Source organism: Burkholderia vietnamiensis LMG 10929, assembly GCF_000959445.1.
Taxonomy (GTDB): Bacteria; Pseudomonadota; Gammaproteobacteria; order Burkholderiales; family Burkholderiaceae; genus Burkholderia; species Burkholderia vietnamiensis.
The window spans coordinates 962,903-980,182 of record NZ_CP009630.1; the positions used below are offsets into that span (position 1 = coordinate 962,903).

Genomic DNA, 17,280 nt, shown 5'->3' on the forward strand with positions numbered 1-17,280 from the left:
GCGCGCGCGGGATCGCGAGTCGCCGCGGTTGCGTCGCGCGTTCGGCCCGGGCCCGCACGCCGCTGCCACCGAAAAGCGAGGCGCGTACCCCGCGTCACCACGCGGCCGACGCCTGTCGGGCAACGCGCAAGCACGCGTCTCGCCCGCCGGTCTCACCGAAAGAGCTTGACGTATCGCTCACTACCGCGTAGTGTCTGAGGCCGAAGTCTTCAAGAAGTCCGATTGCTCATCATTGGCCGCGCGATGTCGTGCGGTGCACGTTGGTCTCTCCCTCTTTGATTCTTTCTGTGCCCGTCACGGGCGCATGTCTTTTCATTTGTGTTAAGGAAGTATTTGTGGATACCGGTACCGTCAAGTGGTTCAACGAAACCAAGGGCTTTGGTTTCATCTCCCCGGATAACGGCGGCGACGATCTGTTCGCCCATTTCTCGGAAATTCGCGGCACGGGCTTCAAGACCCTCGCCGAAGGCCAGAAGGTCAGCTACGAAGTGAAGCGCGGCCCGAAGGGTCTGCAAGCATCGAGCATCACGCCGCAGTAAGCCGTGTCGGCAGCGGTCGCCCCAGGGCGGCCGCCGCGCCACGGATCGCGCACGGACGCCGGCTCGCGCCGGCGTGCTGCGCATTCGACGCACACGACCGATGCATCGCGAAATCGCGCGATGCATCGGTCGTGTGCTTCCTTCATCCTTCGCATGTCGATACGACGTGCGATCCAATGCCCTCGCGATGCGTTCGCCGCGTCGCGAGCGGCCGTGCTGCAACCCGAGTAGACCGTCGCCACGCTGCACGCGGCGCGGTCCCGACTTCGCGCGGTGCTGCTCGCATCACCGCCATCGACCGCCCGATCATCGCATCGCACCGGGCTCTGCTTGCAGGACGGGCGCGTCGCCCGTCCGAACGACTGGAATCCCGGCATCCGCCGGCTGCCGTCCCGTTACCGGGTACGGCGCCGACGAACGCGCAGCCGTCGCGGTCATTCACCTTGTCTGGAGGAATTGGTTTGGCAAAAGAAGAACTGCTGGAACTCGACGGGATCGTCGACGAAGTGCTGCCGGACAGCAAATACCGTGTGACGCTCGAAAACGGCGTCGTGGTCGGCGCATACGCGTCGGGGCGCATGCGCAAGAATCACATCCGCATTCTCGCCGGCGACCGTGTCACGCTGGAACTGTCGGTGTACGACCTGACGAAGGGGCGCATCAACTTCCGTCACAAGGACGCGAATTCGCCGCGTCCGCCGCGCGCCGGTCAAGCGCGCCGCTAAGTCGTAACGGTCGGGCGCGCCACGCTGCTCCGACCGCAATTACGTCCGGTCGCGACTAGCGGCCGGGCCACCGGGCCGCAGGCGGGCAGCGGGACGAGCCGCGCGATTCGCGTCGTGCACCCGATCGAATGCCCGCGTGTGGCCGTATGTGGGCCGTAGTGGGCCGCAGGTCGCGCGCTGCTCCGCGCGCGGACGTCGCCCCGTACACTCATCGGCATGCGCGGTCGCGCTGCACGCCATATCGGCGCCGCGACCCTCCGTAACGCGCTCCACGGCATCACGCCGCCCGCTCCACACCCCGCACAGCAATTGCCGATCCGGCCGCGCCCGCAAGCTGCACCGCGGCGCCGACCAGCATCGCCACGCGCAAGCCTGCGACGCCGCCATGCGCGACCGCGAACAGCGTGCCGAGCACCGCGATCCCGAGCGTCGCGCCGGTCATCCGCGCGACGTTGACGAGCGCACTCGCGGTGCCCGAGCGCGCCGCGTCCACCGCACCCACGGCGACGGTCATCAGCGGGCCTGTCGCGATCCCCATCCCGAGCCCTGTCAGCGCCAGGCCGATTTCGGCGCCGAGCAGCTGCGGCGACGCGGCCGACGCGCCGATCGCCGCGAGCCCGCATGCGATCACCGCGACGCCGCCTGCCGTCGTCGTCCGTGTGCCGATGCGTTCCGACAAGCGCCCCGAGCACGGCGACACGGCGACGAACACCAGCGCCATCGGCAGCAGCGCGAGACCGGCCCCGGTCGAATCGAGGCGGCCGGTGCTCTGCCACATCAACGGCAGCAGAAACAGTACGCCGTACATGCCGAACGTCATTCCGGTGGTCGCGGCGATCGCGCCGCGAAACGCACCGGCGCGGAACAGGTCGAGCGGCACCAGCGCGGCGTCGCCGTGGCGCCGTTCGATCGCGACGAAGCCGATGAACGACGCGATCGCGACACAGCCCGCGATCGCGCTGCCGATCCGCGCATCGCGAAACACGATCGCCGCATACGCGAGCGAGCCCAGCGCGAGCGCACCCGTCACTTGCGCGCCGCCGTCGAAGTGCCGGCCGCGCGAATCCGACGACTCGGGCACGGCGCGAATCGCGAGCAGAATCGCCGCGACGCTCAGCGGCACGACCACGGAGAAGATGCTGCGCCATCCGAAATGTCGGATCAGCACGCCGCTGAGGGTCGGGCCGATTGCCATCGCCACGCCGTTGCAGGCGGCCCATACGCCCAGCGCGCGGCCGCGCTCCACCGGATCGCGCCACACGACGCGAACGATCGCGAGCGACGCCGGCAGCAGCAGCGCCGCGCCCACGCCGGCCAGCGCACGCGCGGCGATCAGCACCGCGACCGACGGTGCGAGCGCGCACAACAGCGACGCGACGCTAAACACCGCCGCGCCCGCGATGAAGATCCGCCGCCGACCGTAAAGGTCGGCCAGCAGCCCGCCGCTCAACAGCAGCACCGCGTAGGTGAGGTTGTAGCTGTCGACGACCCATTGCAGCGCGCCGACGCCCGCGTGGAAATACGCGCCGATCGCGTGCGTCGCGAGATTGACGACGGCCGTATCGACCTGCGCGACCAGCACGGCGATGCACAGGGTCACGAGCGTCACGCCGCGGCGCGTGGCAACGCGGCCGGCAGAAGCGGTGCGTTTTCCGGTATCGGGCATGGAACATTCCTCGACGGGAAATCACGTGAGCGTAGCGACCGCCTGCTGCCAGCATGGTGTCAGCAGGCCGGTGCGGAGCGCATGAAAACGGTGTGCAAACGCGGGCAAACGCCGTGCCCGCCGCACGTCGCTGCATGGCAGCATCGCGCGCCAACGAAACGGTGCATCGACTTCGATTTCCACGGCTGCAGGCCACGCTGCGAGAGGGCGTCGCGCCACGCGTCCATTACCGTTGCCGAGTTGTCGCGCGTTCGAGCGAAGATCGTCTCGGGGTATATGCCGATGGCGAACGGCCGCGGTGCACGCGGATCGAGACGTTCGTCTCCGATCGATTGCCAGCCGCGACGCCGCTGTCATAAGATCGTCGTCAGATCAGCCACCGCCTCCGGCGCCGAATGAAAACGACCTTACGTCTGCGCGTCGCCGTCATCGCTTCGGCCTTCGCCGTTTATCACGTGTTCATGCACGTTCAGTGGATTGTCAGCGGTTGCATCGAATTTCTTGGCAGCCGCCGTTGCAGCTTCGAGAACGACTCGAACTTCGAACGGATGATGAACGTCGACCTGCTGCTGACCTGCGCATGGACCGCCGGCGCGGCGATGGCGTGGCTCGCCGTCGCACGCGCGCGGAGGAAAGCCGGTTAACCGGCGCGTCCTCCGGCCGCTCACTGCGGGCGCGCCGAGACCGGCCGGTCGTGCAGAATCGCGAGCGACAGCGCGGCGAGCGCGCAGCTCGAGATCAGCATCAGCAACACGCCTTTGCCCGCGTGAACCATCACCCAGCAGCCGATCGACGGAAAGCCGAACGTGCCGACGAAGTACGCGGCGACGAACCACGTCAGCACGCCGTGCTGTTGCTCGGCCGCGCATCCTTCCAGCGCCTGCGCCTGAATCACCGGATACGCAAGACCATATCCCGCGCCGAGCAGCCCCGCGGCGAGCGACTGGAGCGACGGGTGAGCGGATGCGCCGAACATCGCGAGCGCACCGAGCAGCATCATCGCGAGGAGGCTCTTCGTCGCGGTGTCGGCGTTTGCGTGACGGGCCCAACGCCCGAGCAGCCAGCGCGCGGTCAACACCGCCATCGTATAAACGCTGAAGAATGTGCCGGCGCGCGCGTGCGGGTCCGGCATCAGCGACATCTGGAACGTCATCAGGCCGGCGAACACGCAGGTGCCGAGCGCGATCATCGCGATCGGCGCGGCAGCGCGCGTGCGCGATATCGCGCGAAGTTCGCGTACCCAACGGCCGCCGCGTACGGCGGCGGGCGGCCGAGGATGCAGGCGTCCGAATGCTTCGAGCAGCAGCGCGCCGAGCACGCACAGCGCGCCCACCGCATAGAGCGTGTCGTCGATCGACCAGTGGAGTGCGCGCATTGCATATGCCGCGAAAGCCGGCGCTGCGCCGACGCCGGTCATCTGGAACGTCGCCGACCGAAAGAACCATTCGGTTCGGGCCGCGCTGGCGATCCGCTCGACCAGCATCATCGGTGCGGCGAGGTGAAACGCGCCCCAGCCGAAGCCGACCAGGAACCCGGACGGAAGGTCGGTGTACGGCACACGCCCGACCAGCGCGAAGCCCGCGACGCCCGCGCCGATGCACAGCGCGCACAGCGCAGCGAGCCGCGCGGCGCCGAGCAGGCGCGCACACCAGCCGACTACCGCGAGGCCGGCGAAGGTGCCGACGGTCGCGGCGGCGAGCGCCGCGCCGGTGTCGAGATCGCTGCCGCCCATCTCGTGAAACCGCATCGACAGCAGGAAGGTCGCTCCGTAGCCGCCCGCGGCGAGCAGGGTGCCGATGAGAAACAGCAACGCACTTTGCACGCGCATGACGGCATCCTGGACGGCGACGGTCGGACGATCGTCGACAGCGTGACAGTATGAACCGGGAACGCCGCGCGGTGCCAGCATTCGCGACGTTGCAGCCGGGCGTCGGCATTCGTCGGACATGGTGCGCAGGTATCCGAGGCGCATCCGGGCACGTATGTGTCGCGCTGCGCGTCCGTCGTCGGGCCGGTGCTGCGGTGCGGCTCGCGCGTCCTTTGCTTTCGCCTATCCGGTGCACTAGATTCGAAGCATCACGTACCGTCGACCGCGCGAGGTGAGCCATGACGCCGTGGGAGATTCGGGGAACCGAGCTGATGAACTGCAATTGTTCATACGGTTGTCCCTGCCAGTTCAATTCGCTGCCGACCCATGGCCGCTGCGAAGCGATGGGTGCGATTGCGATCGACAGCGGCTACTACGGCGACGTGGTGCTCGACGGCGTGCGCATCGCGGTCGTATTTCAGTGGCCGGGGCCGATTCACGAAGGGCGCGGCCGCTGCCAGCCGATCGTCGACGCGCGTGCGAGCCCCGCACAGTGCGACGCCGTGCTGAAGATCATGACCGGTCAGGATACCGATCCGTTCGCGACGATGTTCGCGGTGTTCGCGGCAACGCTCGAGCAGGCGTTCGAGCCGATCTTCGCGAAGATCGATTTCGACGTCGACGTCGATGCGCGCCGTGGGCGCATCAGTGTCGAAGGCGTGTTCGACGTGGTCGGCGAACCGATCCGCAATCCGGTGACGGGCGCCGAGCACCGCGCACGGATCGATCTGCCGCACGGCTTCGAATACGAACTGGCCGAAATCGGCTCGGGCACCGGCCGCTCGCACGGGCACATCGCGCTGGACCTCGAGCGCAGCTATGCGCAGTTCGCGCGGCTGCATCTGAACAACCACGGGGTGGTCCGGCATCGCGCCAGCGCATGATCCCGGTCGACGAGCTGTTCGGGCGCGAGCGCGTGGTCACGCTGCTCGGCATGGCCGCGCTCGTCGCCGCCTGCTGGGGCTATCTGTGGACCGGCGCGGGGACCGGCATGTCGGCGCTCGACATGACGGCGGTCGCATTGTTTCCGCATCGACTGGCCGGCGGCATCGGCCGCATGGATCCGTCGGCGGCGACCGTGATCCTGATGTGGTGGGTGATGATGATCGCGATGATGACGCCCGGCGCCGTGCCGCTCGTGCTGCTGTACCGGCGCGTGCTGCGGCAAAGCGGCGGGCGGCGGGACGGCTCGGCGTGGTCGTCCGCGTGCCTGTTGGCCGGCTATCTCGCCGCGTGGTTCGCGTTCTCGGTCGCAGCGGCGACGCTGCAGATGCTGTTGCAGCCGGCCGGGTTGATCTCCGGCCTGATGCTGTGGTCGAAGAGCGCCGCGCTCTCGGCGATCGTGCTGGCGCTGGCCGGCGCGTATCAGTTCTCGCCGCTCAAGCGTGCGTGCTTGCGGCAATGCCGCTCGCCCGTACGCTTTCTTGCGACGCACTGGCGGCCGGGGATGTGGGGCGTGTTCGTGCTCGGCCTGCGTCACGGCGCGTATTGCGTCGGCTGTTGCTGGATGTTGATGGCGCTGCTGTTCGTCGGCGGCGTGATGAACGTCGTGTGGATCGTCACGCTGTCGCTCGTCGTGCTCGTCGAAAAGGTGCTGCCCGGCGGCGAGCGCGCCGGCCGCGCGCTCGGGGCGGTGTTGATCGGGTGGGCGATCGCGACGCTGCTGGTGTGATGCGCGCGGCGGGCGCTGTGGGCGCAATGCCTTCCGCATCTCGCACCTCACATCGCGCGACTTGCCCCCACGTTCCCCCACGCCTGCCGAAACCGCTTCACCGCCTCGCCGGAAAATCGCTCGCGACGGCCGGCCGCGCGAGCCCGCGCGCCGGCAACGGCGTCGACATCACGATCGACGTGCGCGTTTCCCCATACAGATTGACGCGCTCGATCAACTGTTCGAGATGCGCCATGCTGACCGCGACGAAGCGCATCACGTACGAGTCGGCGCCGGTCACGTGATGGCACTCGACCACCTCGGGGATCGTCTCCAGCAGCTTCAGGAATTTCGCCTTCGCCGGCTGCGGCACGGTGATGCCGATCAGCGCGCTGACCGGATAGCCGGCGGCGGCCGGATCGATGCGCGCCGTGTAGCCGCCGATCACACCGGTCGACTCGAGACGCTTCACGCGCTCCGTCACCGCCGGCACGGACAGGTGAACCTGCCGCGCGAGTTCCGTATAGCTGATGCGGCCGTTGGCCTGCAGCAGCGCGATCAGCTTCCAGTCGAGTTCGTCCATCGCGTCGGAGTTTTTAAGGTGAAAGCGCCATTTTTCCTTAAAAACCGGCTTCAGCGGCGATCGGATTTTCCCTACGATGGTTTCTCCAGTCACCACACATCGCCAGGAGCCGGTCATGCTGTTCATCAAGTCCGTCGTGATCGGGTTGTCGATCGCGCTGCCGGTCGGCCCGATCGGCATGCTGTGCATCCAGCGCAGCCTGAGCCGGGGCTTTCAAGCGGGGTTCGCGACGGGCCTGGGCGCCGCATGCGCCGACGCGCTCTACGGACTGCTCGGCGCGCTCGGTGTGGCCGGCGTCGTCACCGTGTTTCCGATGCTGACCGTCGTGCTGAAGATCGGCGGCGGCGCGTTTCTCATGTGGCTGGCCTGGACCATCGCGCGGCAGGGAGCGCCTGCGCCGGCCGCGCGCGCCGAACTGCCGCGCACGACCGTGCTGCGCTATTTCGTCACGACCTTCGGCCTGACGCTGTCCAACCCGATGACGATCCTGTCGTTCGTCGGAATCTTCGCGGCGCTCGGCCCGCTGGCCGGCGCGCACGACAGCGGAATGCGCGCGACGGTCGCGATGATGGTGGGCGGCGTGTTCGTCGGTTCGGCGGCGTGGTGGCTGTGCCTGAGCGGCACGAGCGCCGCGCTGCGCACCAGGATGCCGCCGGCGCTCATGTACGCACTCGCGCGCGTGTCCGCGCTCGTGATCGCGGGATTCGGCGCGATCCAGCTGATCGCCGGCGTGCGGGGCGTCGCCGGGGCGTGACGCGCATCGCCGCGCGACCGAGCCACCGCCTGCGCACGAGGACGCGATGCAGCACCGCCCGCGCGGGCCAGCACCGTACCCGGCGCGATCAGAACGTATAGCTGATCTTGCCGAACGCAGTGCGGCCCAACGTGTTGTAGCCGTAGGCGGTCATGTACTGGCGGTCGAACAGGTTCGACAACGTGGCCGACACCGTCAGATGCGCGTTGACCTTGTACGACGCGCGCAGGTTCACGCTCAGGTACGACGGCAGATAGGTCGTGTTGGCCGGGTCGTCGAACGTCGTGCCGCCGTAGCTAAGCGTGGCGCCGGTACTCAACGCATGCAGGCGCAATTCGTCCCACGTGTGGTCGACGCTCGCGCTGAAGGTCTGGCGCGGCCGGCGGCTCAGCCAGCTTTCGTTGGTCACGTCCTGCGGATTCAGGATGCCCACCGCGATGCTGACCGGCGTCGACCGGCCGATCGTCCCCTTGTACGACAGGTCGATGCCGCGGATATGCGCGCGGCCGATGTTCATCGGCGAGAACGTCGCCGGGTTGTACGCGATCAGGTTGTTGACGCGCGTGTCGTAAATCGCAGCGCTGAACGTGCCGTATGCCGTATTCGCATCGAGCGCCGCCTCGACCGAATCGCTGCGTTCGGGGTTCAGGTTCGGATTGCCGTAACCGGGGTAGTACAGGTCGTTGAACGACGGCAGGCGGAACGCATTGCCGTACGAGACGCGCGCCGCATACACCGGCGTGATCGCCCACGACAGCGCGACGTTACCCGTGTTCACCGCCTTGCCCATGATGATCTCGTGCCGGCCCGCGACGAACATCGTCACGCTGCCGAGCGTCGCCGACTGATGCAGCGAAAACGCCGAGTCGTTGCGCGTCGGTATGCCGTCCGGCAGGTCGGCAGGCAGGAACGCCTGCTCGCGCGTGAAGTCGTAGGCCAGCTTCGTCTCGCCCGACAGCGGCAGCCCGAACAGCCGGAAGCCGTGCTCCTGATGCGTGAGCGACGTCGACACGCTGATGCGCTGCGAATCGATCTGGTCGGTCGGGATGGTCGGATCGTTCGCATACAGGAACTGCCGGTCGCTCGCATAACCGAACGACTGCGCGAACTGCGTGTCGCGCGTGATGTCGAGATGGAACGCGACGCCGGTCGTCAGCTGATGGTCGAGTTGGCGATTCGCGAAGCCTGCGTTGTCGTAGGACAGGTCGGAGCGGTGATACAGCGCGAACGTCGAGACCGACCAGTTGCCGCGTGCATAGCCGAGACGCGCATCGAGATCCTGCGCGTGATACGGATTGCGTCCGGCCTCGTGGTACGGCAGCACGGGCTGCGTGGCGTCGATGCCGGCGGTGTTGTAGTCGTGCAGGCCGAGCGAGTAGGTGAGCCCGCCGAGCGCGGCGAGCGGGCCGGTGGACGGCACGGTGCCGGACGTGCGCAGCTGCGTATCGAAGGTCTTGTTCGAGCCGCCGCCGAACGACACGCTCGTCTGGTTCGGCTGACCCGCGGCGCGGCGCGTAAACAATTGCACGACGCCGCCCATCGCGTTCGCGCCGAACGACGCGGCGGCCGGCCCGGAGATCACCTCGACGCGCTCGAACGCTTCGGTCGGCAGGTCCGCCCATGGCGCGATGCCGGTGGTCGGCGAGCCGATCGGGATGCCGTCGATGAACACCGCCACCTGGCTCGCTGACGAGCCGCGGATGCTGACCGACGCGGACGAGCCGGGGCCGCCGTTGGACGACACCGTCACACCGGGCAGCGTCGCGAGCGCCTGCGTGATGCTCGGCTCGCCGGGCGACAGCCGCTCGAGGTCGGCGCGCGTGAGCACCTGCGTCGTCGCATAGCGCTGGTCGAACGACTCGGGCAGGCGCCGCGTGTCGGTCACGGCGATGGTCGGCAGCTCCGTGCCGGCCGCGGGCGGCGACGCTTCGGCAGGCGCCGTGTCGCCGGCCGCATGCGCGAGCGGGCAGAGCAGCGCCGATGCGGCGGACGTGGCGAGAAGGTGGCGAAGATTCATGATGCGGCGAGCGTGGTCGTGTTGCAGATGCGGCGTGCGCGCGAGCCAGCGCCGCGCACGCAGGCGGTGCAGCGGCGCGATGCTTCCGGCGCGGAAGCGAGGGCGGTAAGAATGAACATGCGAAGCGTTCAGAGGTCGGGGCCGTCCATGCAACGGGGCGACCGCCAACGGCGGTGCCGGCGCATCGGGACACCCCGCCCGGTGCGGCTGCTGGACCTCGGGTCGATGGCAGGTCTCCTGGCTTGCGGGTCGTCATCCGCGCCGGCCTTCCCGGTTTCCCAGTGGCGCGTGGTGGCGCGGATTCACCGCTTACAGTTGCGGGGGCAGCCGCAGATTGGAGGCTCGGCCTCTGCTGCGTTCCCTTTTGATCCCGTCTCCGGGAACCATCGGTGCGCAAGCGTAAGGGCGAGCACGCCGGCACGTCAATCGTCGAATCGCGCAGGGGTGCGAAAAAACGTCACCGCGCGTCGAATGCTCGCGGATGGCGTGTCGCGGGCGCGACGGAGCGCATTTCAGATCTGATGAAAGCGGCTGGCCGTGGCGGGGCGATATGAGGCTGGAACGCGCGCGTCCTCGTCGTTCGAACGAGGCGGTGGGGTGTTGCGCCGGGAGCGCGCGCCCCCGGCGATTTCATGCGGCGGGACTGGAAACCAGTGCGGCGAAGTTCGCGAGGTCGACGTTGCCGCCGCTGATCACGATGCCGACGCGCTTGCCCGCGAGTTCGTCCTTCATCTTGCGTGCGGCCGCGAGCGACAGGCAGCCGGTCGGCTCGACGATGAGCTTCATCCGGGTTGCGAAGAACCGCATGCTGTCGACCAGTTCGGCGTCGGTCGCTGTCAGGATGTCGTCGACGTCGCGCCGCAGGATCTGGAACGTCAGGTTGCCCAGATGCTGCGTCTGCGCGCCGTCGGCGATCGTGCGCGGCGTGTCGATGTGCACGATCGCGCCGCTGCGGAACGATTGCTGGCCGTCGTTGCCGGCTTCGGGCTCGACGCCGTACAGCTTCGCTTGGGGCGACAGCGCGCGCGTCGCGAGCGCGGTGCCGGACAGCAGGCCGCCGCCGCCGAGCGGCGCGAACACTGCGTCCAGCGGCCCGACTTCGTCGAACAGCTCCTTCGCCGCCGTGCCCTGGCCGGCGATCACGTCCGCATGGTCGTACGGCGGGATCAGCGTGAGCCCGTGCTTCTCCGCCAGCTCGCGGCCGATCTGCTCGCGGTCTTCCGTATAGCGGTCGTAGGTCACGACGTTGCCGCCGTAGCCGCGCGTGGCGGCCATCTTCGCGGCCGGCGCGTCCTGCGGCATCACGATCGTCGCCGGGATGCCGAGCATGCGCGCCGACAGCGCGATCGCCTGCGCGTGGTTACCCGACGAGAAGGTGACCACGCCGTTGCGGCGCTGCGTGGCGTCGAAGCGCGACAGCGCGTTGAATGCGCCGCGGAACTTGAACGCACCCATGCGCTGCAGGTTCTCGCACTTGAAGAACACCTGCGCGCCGAGCGCGTCGTCGAGCGTGCTCGACGTCATCACGGGCGTGCGGTGCGCGTGGCCCTGCAGGCGCGCGGCGGCGGCCGCGACGTCGTCGTAGGTGGGAAGGGTCGGGTTGGTCATCGGTGGCTCTCGTCGATAGGGCGATCATCGGGGCGGGCGTGCCCGTCATTTTGCATCGTTGTATACGGTGGCGCGCGATACGCCGAGGTGCTGCGCGACGATTTCCATCGCGCGGCGCACCTCGAGAAAGCCGTCTGCCTTCAGCATCTGCATCAGCTCGCGCCGCTGGTCGGTCTTCAGTTCGCGCGGCGTGGACGCGAGACGCGTCGCGAACGCATCGATGCGCTGCCGGATCGCGTCGGCGCCGGCCGGATCGAGCGTGTCGGCGACCGGCGCGCCTTCGACGCTGCAGAACTGGTTCAGCATCCCCTGGAAGCCGCGGAACAGCGTGACGTCCGCGTTCAGGCACAGCGCGGCCACGTAATGGCCGCTCGAATCCTTGATGCCGATCGACGTGCTTTTCGCGGTGCGGCCGTCGGCGAAGCGGTTCGCGTAGTTCGCGAGCACCTGCGGGAAGTCGTCGTCCGCGATGCGCGCGAGGCCGAGTTCGGTCGCGGGATCGCCGACCGCGCGGCCCGACAGGTTGTTGTGGATCGCGAGGATCGCGTGCTCGGGCGTGCGCAGGTCGTGCACGACGACCTCGGTGAACGGCGCGAACATTGCGCCGAGCCCTTCGGCGATGCGCAGCACCTGTTCGATCAGCGATGCCTGTTCCAGCTGCGGCGTCGGGCGGGAACGGTTCATCGCGCGGCTTCGAGCGCAGGTGCGTCGGTGGTCTCGGGACGCGTGATGTCGGCGAGCAGCGGTCGGGCGATCCGCACGTAATCGGACGCGTCGAGCACGATCGAGCGGTCGAGGCGTCCGGCGTTGAACGCGATCGCGTCGTTGCGTTCGACCAGCGCCGGATCGACGACGAGCGTCACGCTCGCGTCGAACACGAACGGCGGCACGGCGCCCATCACGCAGCCGGTGACGGCGGCCGCGCGCTCCGGCGGCGCCAGCGTCGCCTTGCGACGGCCGAGCGCGTCGGCGACCTTGCGGAAGTCGATCTTCAGATGACCGGGGATCACTGCTAGCGCGGTCGCATCGCCGCCATCCTTGAACGTGCAGAGCATCGCCTTCGCGCCCTGTTCGGGACGCGTGCCGCGAATCGCGGCGATCACGTCGGATTTGCCCTCTGCGGGGTGCTCGAGCACGCGGAACCGCGCACCGTTGCTGGTCAGCAGCTCGCACAGCCCGTTGAAGACGGGGTATTCGGTCATGTCGTGGCAGGCCGTAAGAGTGCGCGCGTAGCGCGGTCGAAATAGATGAATCATCCAAGTATAGACGTTTTGTCGCGCCGCAGACAGAAAAGGGCGTTGGGCGCACGGCAGGCAAGGCGCGCGCACCGTGTACCGAAAGGCCATTTCATGTTGCGAAATGGCGTGGGCGCTTTCGTGCCGCCTGTCTTTCCGTGCCTTGAAAAAGTGTTTTGCATCGCAAAAACTCGGACCTATCTCATTGAAAATTTACAGAAATTTATATCTTATGTCTTATATAAGAGTTGGCCGAAAGCGCGCCGTGCAGCGGTACTATTAAGTCCATGCAGTTCGCTTCGTCAGACGCGGCGGACACGCGGAACCCTTTACTCAAATGCGCTTCGTTCCCAGGAGATTGACATGTCCCAATATCAAGACGACATCAAGGCAGTGGCTGGCTTGAAGGAAAACCACGGCAGCGCGTGGAATGCCATCAATCCCGAGTATGCCGCTCGCATGCGCGCCCAGAACAAGTTCAAGACGGGCCTCGACATCGCCAAGTACACCGCGAAGATCATGCGCGCCGACATGGCTGCGTACGACGCGGATCCGTCCAAGTACACGCAGTCGCTCGGTTGCTGGCACGGCTTCATCGGCCAGCAGAAGATGATTTCCATCAAGAAGCACTTCAACAGCACCGAACGCCGCTACCTGTACCTGTCGGGCTGGATGGTCGCTGCGCTGCGCTCGGAGTTCGGCCCGCTGCCGGACCAGTCGATGCACGAAAAGACGTCGGTCAGCGCGCTGATCCGCGAGCTGTACACGTTCCTGCGCCAGGCCGACGCCCGTGAGCTCGGCGGCCTGTTCCGCGAGCTGGATGCCGCGAAGGACGCCGCTGCGAAGGCCGCGATCCAGCAAAAGATCGACAACCACGTGACGCACGTCGTGCCGATCATCGCCGACATCGACGCCGGTTTCGGCAACGCTGAAGCGACCTATCTGCTGGCCAAGCAGTTCATCGAAGCGGGCGCATGCTGCATCCAGATCGAGAACCAGGTGTCGGACGAGAAGCAGTGCGGCCACCAGGACGGCAAGGTCACGGTGCCGCACGAGGACTTCCTCGCGAAGATCCGCGCGATCCGCTACGCATTCCTGGAGCTGGGCGTGGATGACGGCATCATCGTCGCGCGCACCGACTCGCTCGGCGCCGGCCTGACCAAGCAGATCGCCGTGACGAACGCGCCGGGCGACCTGGGCGACCAGTACAACTCGTTCCTCGACTGCGAAGAACTGTCGGGCGACCAGCTCGGCAACGGCGACGTCGTGATCAAGCGCGACGGCAAGCTGCTGCGTCCGAAGCGCCTGCCGAGCAACCTGTTCCAGTTCCGCGCCGGCACGGGTGAAGCACGTTGCGTGCTGGATTGCATCACGTCGCTGCAGAACGGCGCCGACCTGCTGTGGATCGAGACCGAAAAGCCGCACATCGCGCAGATCGCCGGCATGGTCAACGAAATCCGCAAGGTGATCCCGAACGCGAAGCTGGTGTACAACAACAGCCCGTCGTTCAACTGGACGCTGAACTTCCGTCAGCAGGTGTACGACGCGCTGAAGGCCGAAGGCAAGGACGTGTCGGCATACGACCGTGCGCAACTGATGAGTGTCGAATACGACGACACCGAACTGGCGAAGCTCGCGGACGACAAGATCCGCACGTTCCAGGCCGATGCGTCGCGTGAAGCCGGCATCTTCCATCACCTGATCACGCTGCCGACGTACCACACGGCCGCATTGTCGACCGACAACCTCGCGAAGGAATACTTCGGCGAACAAGGCATGCTCGGCTACGTGGCCGGCGTGCAGCGCAAGGAAATCCGCCAGGGCATCGCGTGCGTGAAGCACCAGAACATGTCGGGTTCGGACATCGGCGACGATCACAAGGAATACTTCAGCGGTGAAGCCGCGCTGAAGGCAGCGGGCAAGGACAACACGATGAACCAGTTCTCGTAATCGTCATAGCCGCGGCACACGACGCCAACCCGTTGTTCACGGGTTGGCGTTTTTTTTCAGTCGCGCTCGGTCGTGAGGCAGTCGCAGCTCACCGTCGTAGCGGCCGTCGCACGTGTTCGCCCGAATTGCAGAAAGCGCGGTTTTGAGCGGTGCGTAGGCAGCGCGCTCGCAACAGATGTTTGTGTGCGCAACCTGATTCAGGGTTTGCCTGAGTAGCGAAAACACGGATCCGCGCAACGTGCGCTTGCGTACGTGGGCCACGCGAGGCGCCGACCAAAATTGCCGCTGGCGCGCAACCCTTGCACTGCAAAGCGCCGGGCCGTTTCGTCCGCGCGGAGCATGCAGCGAACCAGTAAAAACAACCCCTCTGCAAGCGACATGCCCGACCCATCGTCACGGTTGTTTCTTGTTGCAACGCAACGCCCGCGCAATATCGGCGATGGTATGCTGGCCTGCATGGAGTTGGACGGCAGGTTGTTCGCATGGCGAAACTCGCGTTCGTACACTCACGCGATCGTTCAGATAGTTCACATACGCTCGCCCGCATCGCGGCATCGACGCGCGCTCCGCTCGCGCGTCGCGCGCTGCGTGTCGCTTCAGTCTGCACGCCCACCGCAATCCCGATCTCGCGGGCTCGCCCCGCATCCTGTATCCCCGTCCAATAATCTGGAGACACCCCCATGTCGCAAAACTCATTGGCCGAAGCGACGCACGGCCCGCTGATCGCTCCTCCGGCATTCGTCAAACATCGCAAGCTGATCGACTGGGTGTCGCGCATCGCGGCGCTCACGGAACCCGAGCGCGTCGTGTGGTGCGACGGCTCGCAGCAGGAATACAACGCGCTGTGTCAGGCGATGGTCGATCAGGGCACGCTCAAGCGTCTGAATCCGGCGAAGCGGCCGAACTCGTATCTCGCGCAATCCGATCCGTCGGACGTTGCACGCGTCGAGGATCGCACCTTCATCTGCACGGACTCGCCCGACGACGTGGGGCCGACCAACAACTGGATCGCGCCGGATGAAATGCGCGAGACGCTGAACGGCCTGTTTCGCGGCGCGATGCGCGGCCGCACGCTGTACGTGGTGCCGTTCTCGATGGGCCCGCTCGGCTCGCCGATCGCGCACGTCGGTGTCGAGCTGTCCGACAGCCCATACGTGGTGGCCAACATGCGGATCATGACGCGCATGGGGCGCGACGTGTACGACGTGCTCGGCGAGGACGGCGCGTTCGTGCCGTGCGTGCACAGCGTCGGTCATCCGCTCGAAGCAGGGCAGCAGGACGTGCCGTGGCCGTGCAACCCGGTCAAGTACATCGTGCATTTTCCCGAGACGCGCGAGATCTGGAGCTTCGGCTCCGGCTACGGCGGCAACGCGCTGCTCGGCAAGAAGTGCTTCGCATTGCGCATCGCGTCGACGATGGGCCGCGACCAGGGCTGGCTCGCCGAACACATGCTGATCCTCGGCGTGACGTCGCCGGCCGGCAAGAAGTATCACGTCGCGGCGGCATTCCCGTCCGCGTGCGGCAAGACCAACTTCGCGATGCTGATTCCGCCGAAGGGCTTCGATGGCTGGAAGGTCACGACGATCGGCGACGACATCGCATGGCTGAAGCCGGGTCGCGACGGCCGCCTGTATGCGATCAATCCGGAAGCCGGCTTCTTCGGCGTCGCGCCGGGCACCGGCGTGAAGACGAATCCGAATGCGATCTCGACGCTGACGGAGAACGTCATCTTCACGAACGTCGCGCTGACCGAGGACGGCGACGTGTGGTGGGAGGGGCTGACCGACACGCCGCCCGCGAAGCTGATCGACTGGCAGGGCAACGCGTGGACGCCCGAGCTCGGCAAGGAAACGGGCCGCAAGGCGGCGCACCCGAACTCGCGCTTCACCGCGCCTGCGTCGCAATGCCCGTCGATCGACGCGGACTGGGAAGATCCGGCCGGCGTGGCGATCGACGCGTTCATCTTCGGCGGGCGCCGTTCGACGACCGTGCCGCTCGTGACCGAAGCGCGCGACTGGATCGAAGGCGTATACATGGCCGCGACGATGGGCTCGGAAACGACTGCGGCGGCGGCGGGCCAGCAAGGCGTCGTGCGACGCGATCCGTTCGCGATGCTGCCGTTCTGCGGCTACAACATGAGCGATTACTTTGCGCACTGGCTGAAGCTCGGCAAGCAGCTCGAAGCGAGCGGCGCGACGCTGCCGAAGATCTACTGCGTGAACTGGTTCCGCAAGGACGCGAACGGCAAGTTCGTGTGGCCGGGCTTCGGCGAGAACATGCGCGTGCTGAGGTGGATGATCGAGCGCCTCGAAGGCAACGGCGGCGGCGAGGATCACGTGTTCGGCGTGACGCCCGCGTATGACGACCTGCACTGGGACGGGCTCGACTTCACGCGCGAGCAGTTCGATGCGGCGACGTCGATCGACGCAGCCGAGTGGCGCGACGAGCTGAAGCTGCACGCCGCGCTGTTCGAAACGCTGAAGTTGCGCCTGCCCGCCGAGCTGACGGAGACGATGAAGAAGATCGAGCAGCGTATCGGCAACTGAAGCGCGGTGTCTGCATGACGTGCCGCGCCGGCATGCGTTGCCGGCGCGGGACGTTTTCGTTGGTGCGCGCTGCCCGTGCGTCGACGCGCGGCATCGCACTGCATCGTGCGGCTGCTACACCGGTCGCAAGCCGCACGTC

At 67.0% G+C, this 17,280-nt stretch carries 15 protein-coding genes and 1 riboswitch; of the genes, 8 read left to right on the forward strand and 7 right to left on the reverse strand.

Annotated elements, in window-relative coordinates; translation table 11 throughout:
- The first annotated feature begins 335 nt into the window (after positions 1 to 335).
- Positions 336 to 539, forward strand: coding sequence for a cold-shock protein (locus AK36_RS04415; protein WP_011882304.1), 204 nt, complete (start codon positions 336 to 338; stop codon positions 537 to 539).
- 461 nt (positions 540 to 1,000) lie between these two features.
- Complete coding sequence (infA, locus tag AK36_RS04420; RefSeq protein WP_011882303.1) at positions 1,001 to 1,264, forward strand: translation initiation factor IF-1; 264 nt, start codon at positions 1,001 to 1,003, stop codon at positions 1,262 to 1,264.
- A 277-nt stretch (positions 1,265 to 1,541) separates the two neighbouring features.
- Here the strand turns inward: infA and AK36_RS04425 are convergent, their stop codons facing one another.
- Entirely contained in the window at positions 1,542 to 2,930 is a 1,389-nt protein-coding gene (locus tag AK36_RS04425) for an MFS transporter (RefSeq protein WP_045577948.1), read from the reverse strand.
- Between the two features lie 395 nt (positions 2,931 to 3,325).
- On the opposite strand from AK36_RS04425, the gene AK36_RS04430 reads away from it, so the two are divergent.
- Complete coding sequence (locus AK36_RS04430; RefSeq protein ID WP_045577949.1) at positions 3,326 to 3,574, forward strand: hypothetical protein; 249 nt, start codon at positions 3,326 to 3,328, stop codon at positions 3,572 to 3,574.
- A gap of 20 nt (positions 3,575 to 3,594) precedes the next feature.
- On the opposite strand, the gene AK36_RS04435 is transcribed toward AK36_RS04430, so the two are convergent.
- The gene (locus AK36_RS04435; RefSeq protein WP_045577950.1) at positions 3,595 to 4,758 is read right to left on the reverse strand and encodes an MFS transporter; all 1,164 of its coding nucleotides are present in this window, start codon (positions 4,756 to 4,758) and stop codon (positions 3,595 to 3,597) included.
- Between the two features lie 278 nt (positions 4,759 to 5,036).
- Here AK36_RS04435 and AK36_RS04440 point away from each other — a divergent pair, with 278 nt between their 5' ends.
- Both AK36_RS04440 and AK36_RS04445 read left to right on the forward strand, forming a co-directional pair.
- Positions 5,037 to 5,681 (forward strand): DUF1326 domain-containing protein, encoded by a 645-nt coding sequence (locus AK36_RS04440; RefSeq protein ID WP_011882299.1) that lies wholly within the window; start codon positions 5,037 to 5,039, stop codon positions 5,679 to 5,681.
- The gene (locus AK36_RS04445; protein ID WP_011882298.1) at positions 5,678 to 6,469 is read left to right on the forward strand and encodes a DUF2182 domain-containing protein; all 792 of its coding nucleotides are present in this window, start codon (positions 5,678 to 5,680) and stop codon (positions 6,467 to 6,469) included. Before AK36_RS04440 ends, AK36_RS04445 begins: the two co-directional genes overlap by 4 nt.
- A 97-nt stretch (positions 6,470 to 6,566) precedes the next feature.
- Here AK36_RS04445 and AK36_RS04450 read toward each other — a convergent pair whose 3' ends face one another.
- Positions 6,567 to 7,031, reverse strand: coding sequence for an Lrp/AsnC family transcriptional regulator (locus tag AK36_RS04450; protein ID WP_034195093.1), 465 nt, complete (start codon positions 7,029 to 7,031; stop codon positions 6,567 to 6,569).
- Positions 7,032 to 7,146: 115 nt separating this feature from the next.
- Between AK36_RS04450 and AK36_RS04455 the strand changes: the two genes are divergently transcribed.
- Positions 7,147 to 7,785: a LysE family translocator gene (locus AK36_RS04455; RefSeq protein ID WP_045577951.1), complete on the forward strand. Its 639-nt coding sequence runs from the start codon at positions 7,147 to 7,149 to the stop codon at positions 7,783 to 7,785.
- An 88-nt stretch (positions 7,786 to 7,873) separates the two neighbouring features.
- On the opposite strand, the gene AK36_RS04460 is transcribed toward AK36_RS04455, so the two are convergent.
- The 4 genes from AK36_RS04460 to AK36_RS04475 all read right to left on the reverse strand — a co-directional run bounded on the left by AK36_RS04460 (position 7,874) and on the right by AK36_RS04475 (position 12,612).
- Positions 7,874 to 9,802: a TonB-dependent receptor domain-containing protein gene (locus AK36_RS04460; RefSeq protein WP_045577952.1), complete on the reverse strand. Its 1,929-nt coding sequence runs from the start codon at positions 9,800 to 9,802 to the stop codon at positions 7,874 to 7,876.
- 210 nt (positions 9,803 to 10,012) lie between these two features.
- A riboswitch (cobalamin riboswitch) is annotated at positions 10,013 to 10,205 on the reverse strand.
- Positions 10,206 to 10,432: 227 nt separating this feature from the next.
- Positions 10,433 to 11,410, reverse strand: a complete 978-nt coding sequence (locus tag AK36_RS04465) for a threo-3-hydroxy-L-aspartate ammonia-lyase (RefSeq protein ID WP_011882283.1) — start codon at positions 11,408 to 11,410, stop codon at positions 10,433 to 10,435.
- Positions 11,411 to 11,455: 45 nt separating this feature from the next.
- Positions 11,456 to 12,094, reverse strand: a complete 639-nt coding sequence (locus AK36_RS04470) for a helix-turn-helix transcriptional regulator (protein ID WP_045577953.1) — start codon at positions 12,092 to 12,094, stop codon at positions 11,456 to 11,458.
- On the reverse strand, positions 12,091 to 12,612 hold the full coding sequence (locus AK36_RS04475; protein WP_011882281.1) for a YbaK/prolyl-tRNA synthetase associated domain-containing protein: 522 nt from the start codon (positions 12,610 to 12,612) through the stop codon (positions 12,091 to 12,093). The genes AK36_RS04470 and AK36_RS04475 overlap by 4 nt, the downstream gene beginning before the upstream one ends.
- A 396-nt stretch (positions 12,613 to 13,008) precedes the next feature.
- Here AK36_RS04475 and AK36_RS04480 point away from each other — a divergent pair, with 396 nt between their 5' ends.
- Together AK36_RS04480 and AK36_RS04485 are read left to right on the forward strand one after the other, a co-directional pair.
- A complete protein-coding gene (locus AK36_RS04480; protein ID WP_011882280.1) occupies positions 13,009 to 14,595 on the forward strand; it encodes an isocitrate lyase in 1,587 nt (528 codons plus the stop codon).
- A 680-nt stretch (positions 14,596 to 15,275) separates the two neighbouring features.
- Positions 15,276 to 17,141 carry a phosphoenolpyruvate carboxykinase (GTP) gene (locus AK36_RS04485; RefSeq protein ID WP_045577954.1) on the forward strand — a complete coding sequence of 622 codons (1,866 nt, stop codon included), beginning with the start codon at positions 15,276 to 15,278 and terminating at the stop codon, positions 17,139 to 17,141.
- The last annotated feature ends 139 nt before the right edge of the window (positions 17,142 to 17,280 follow it).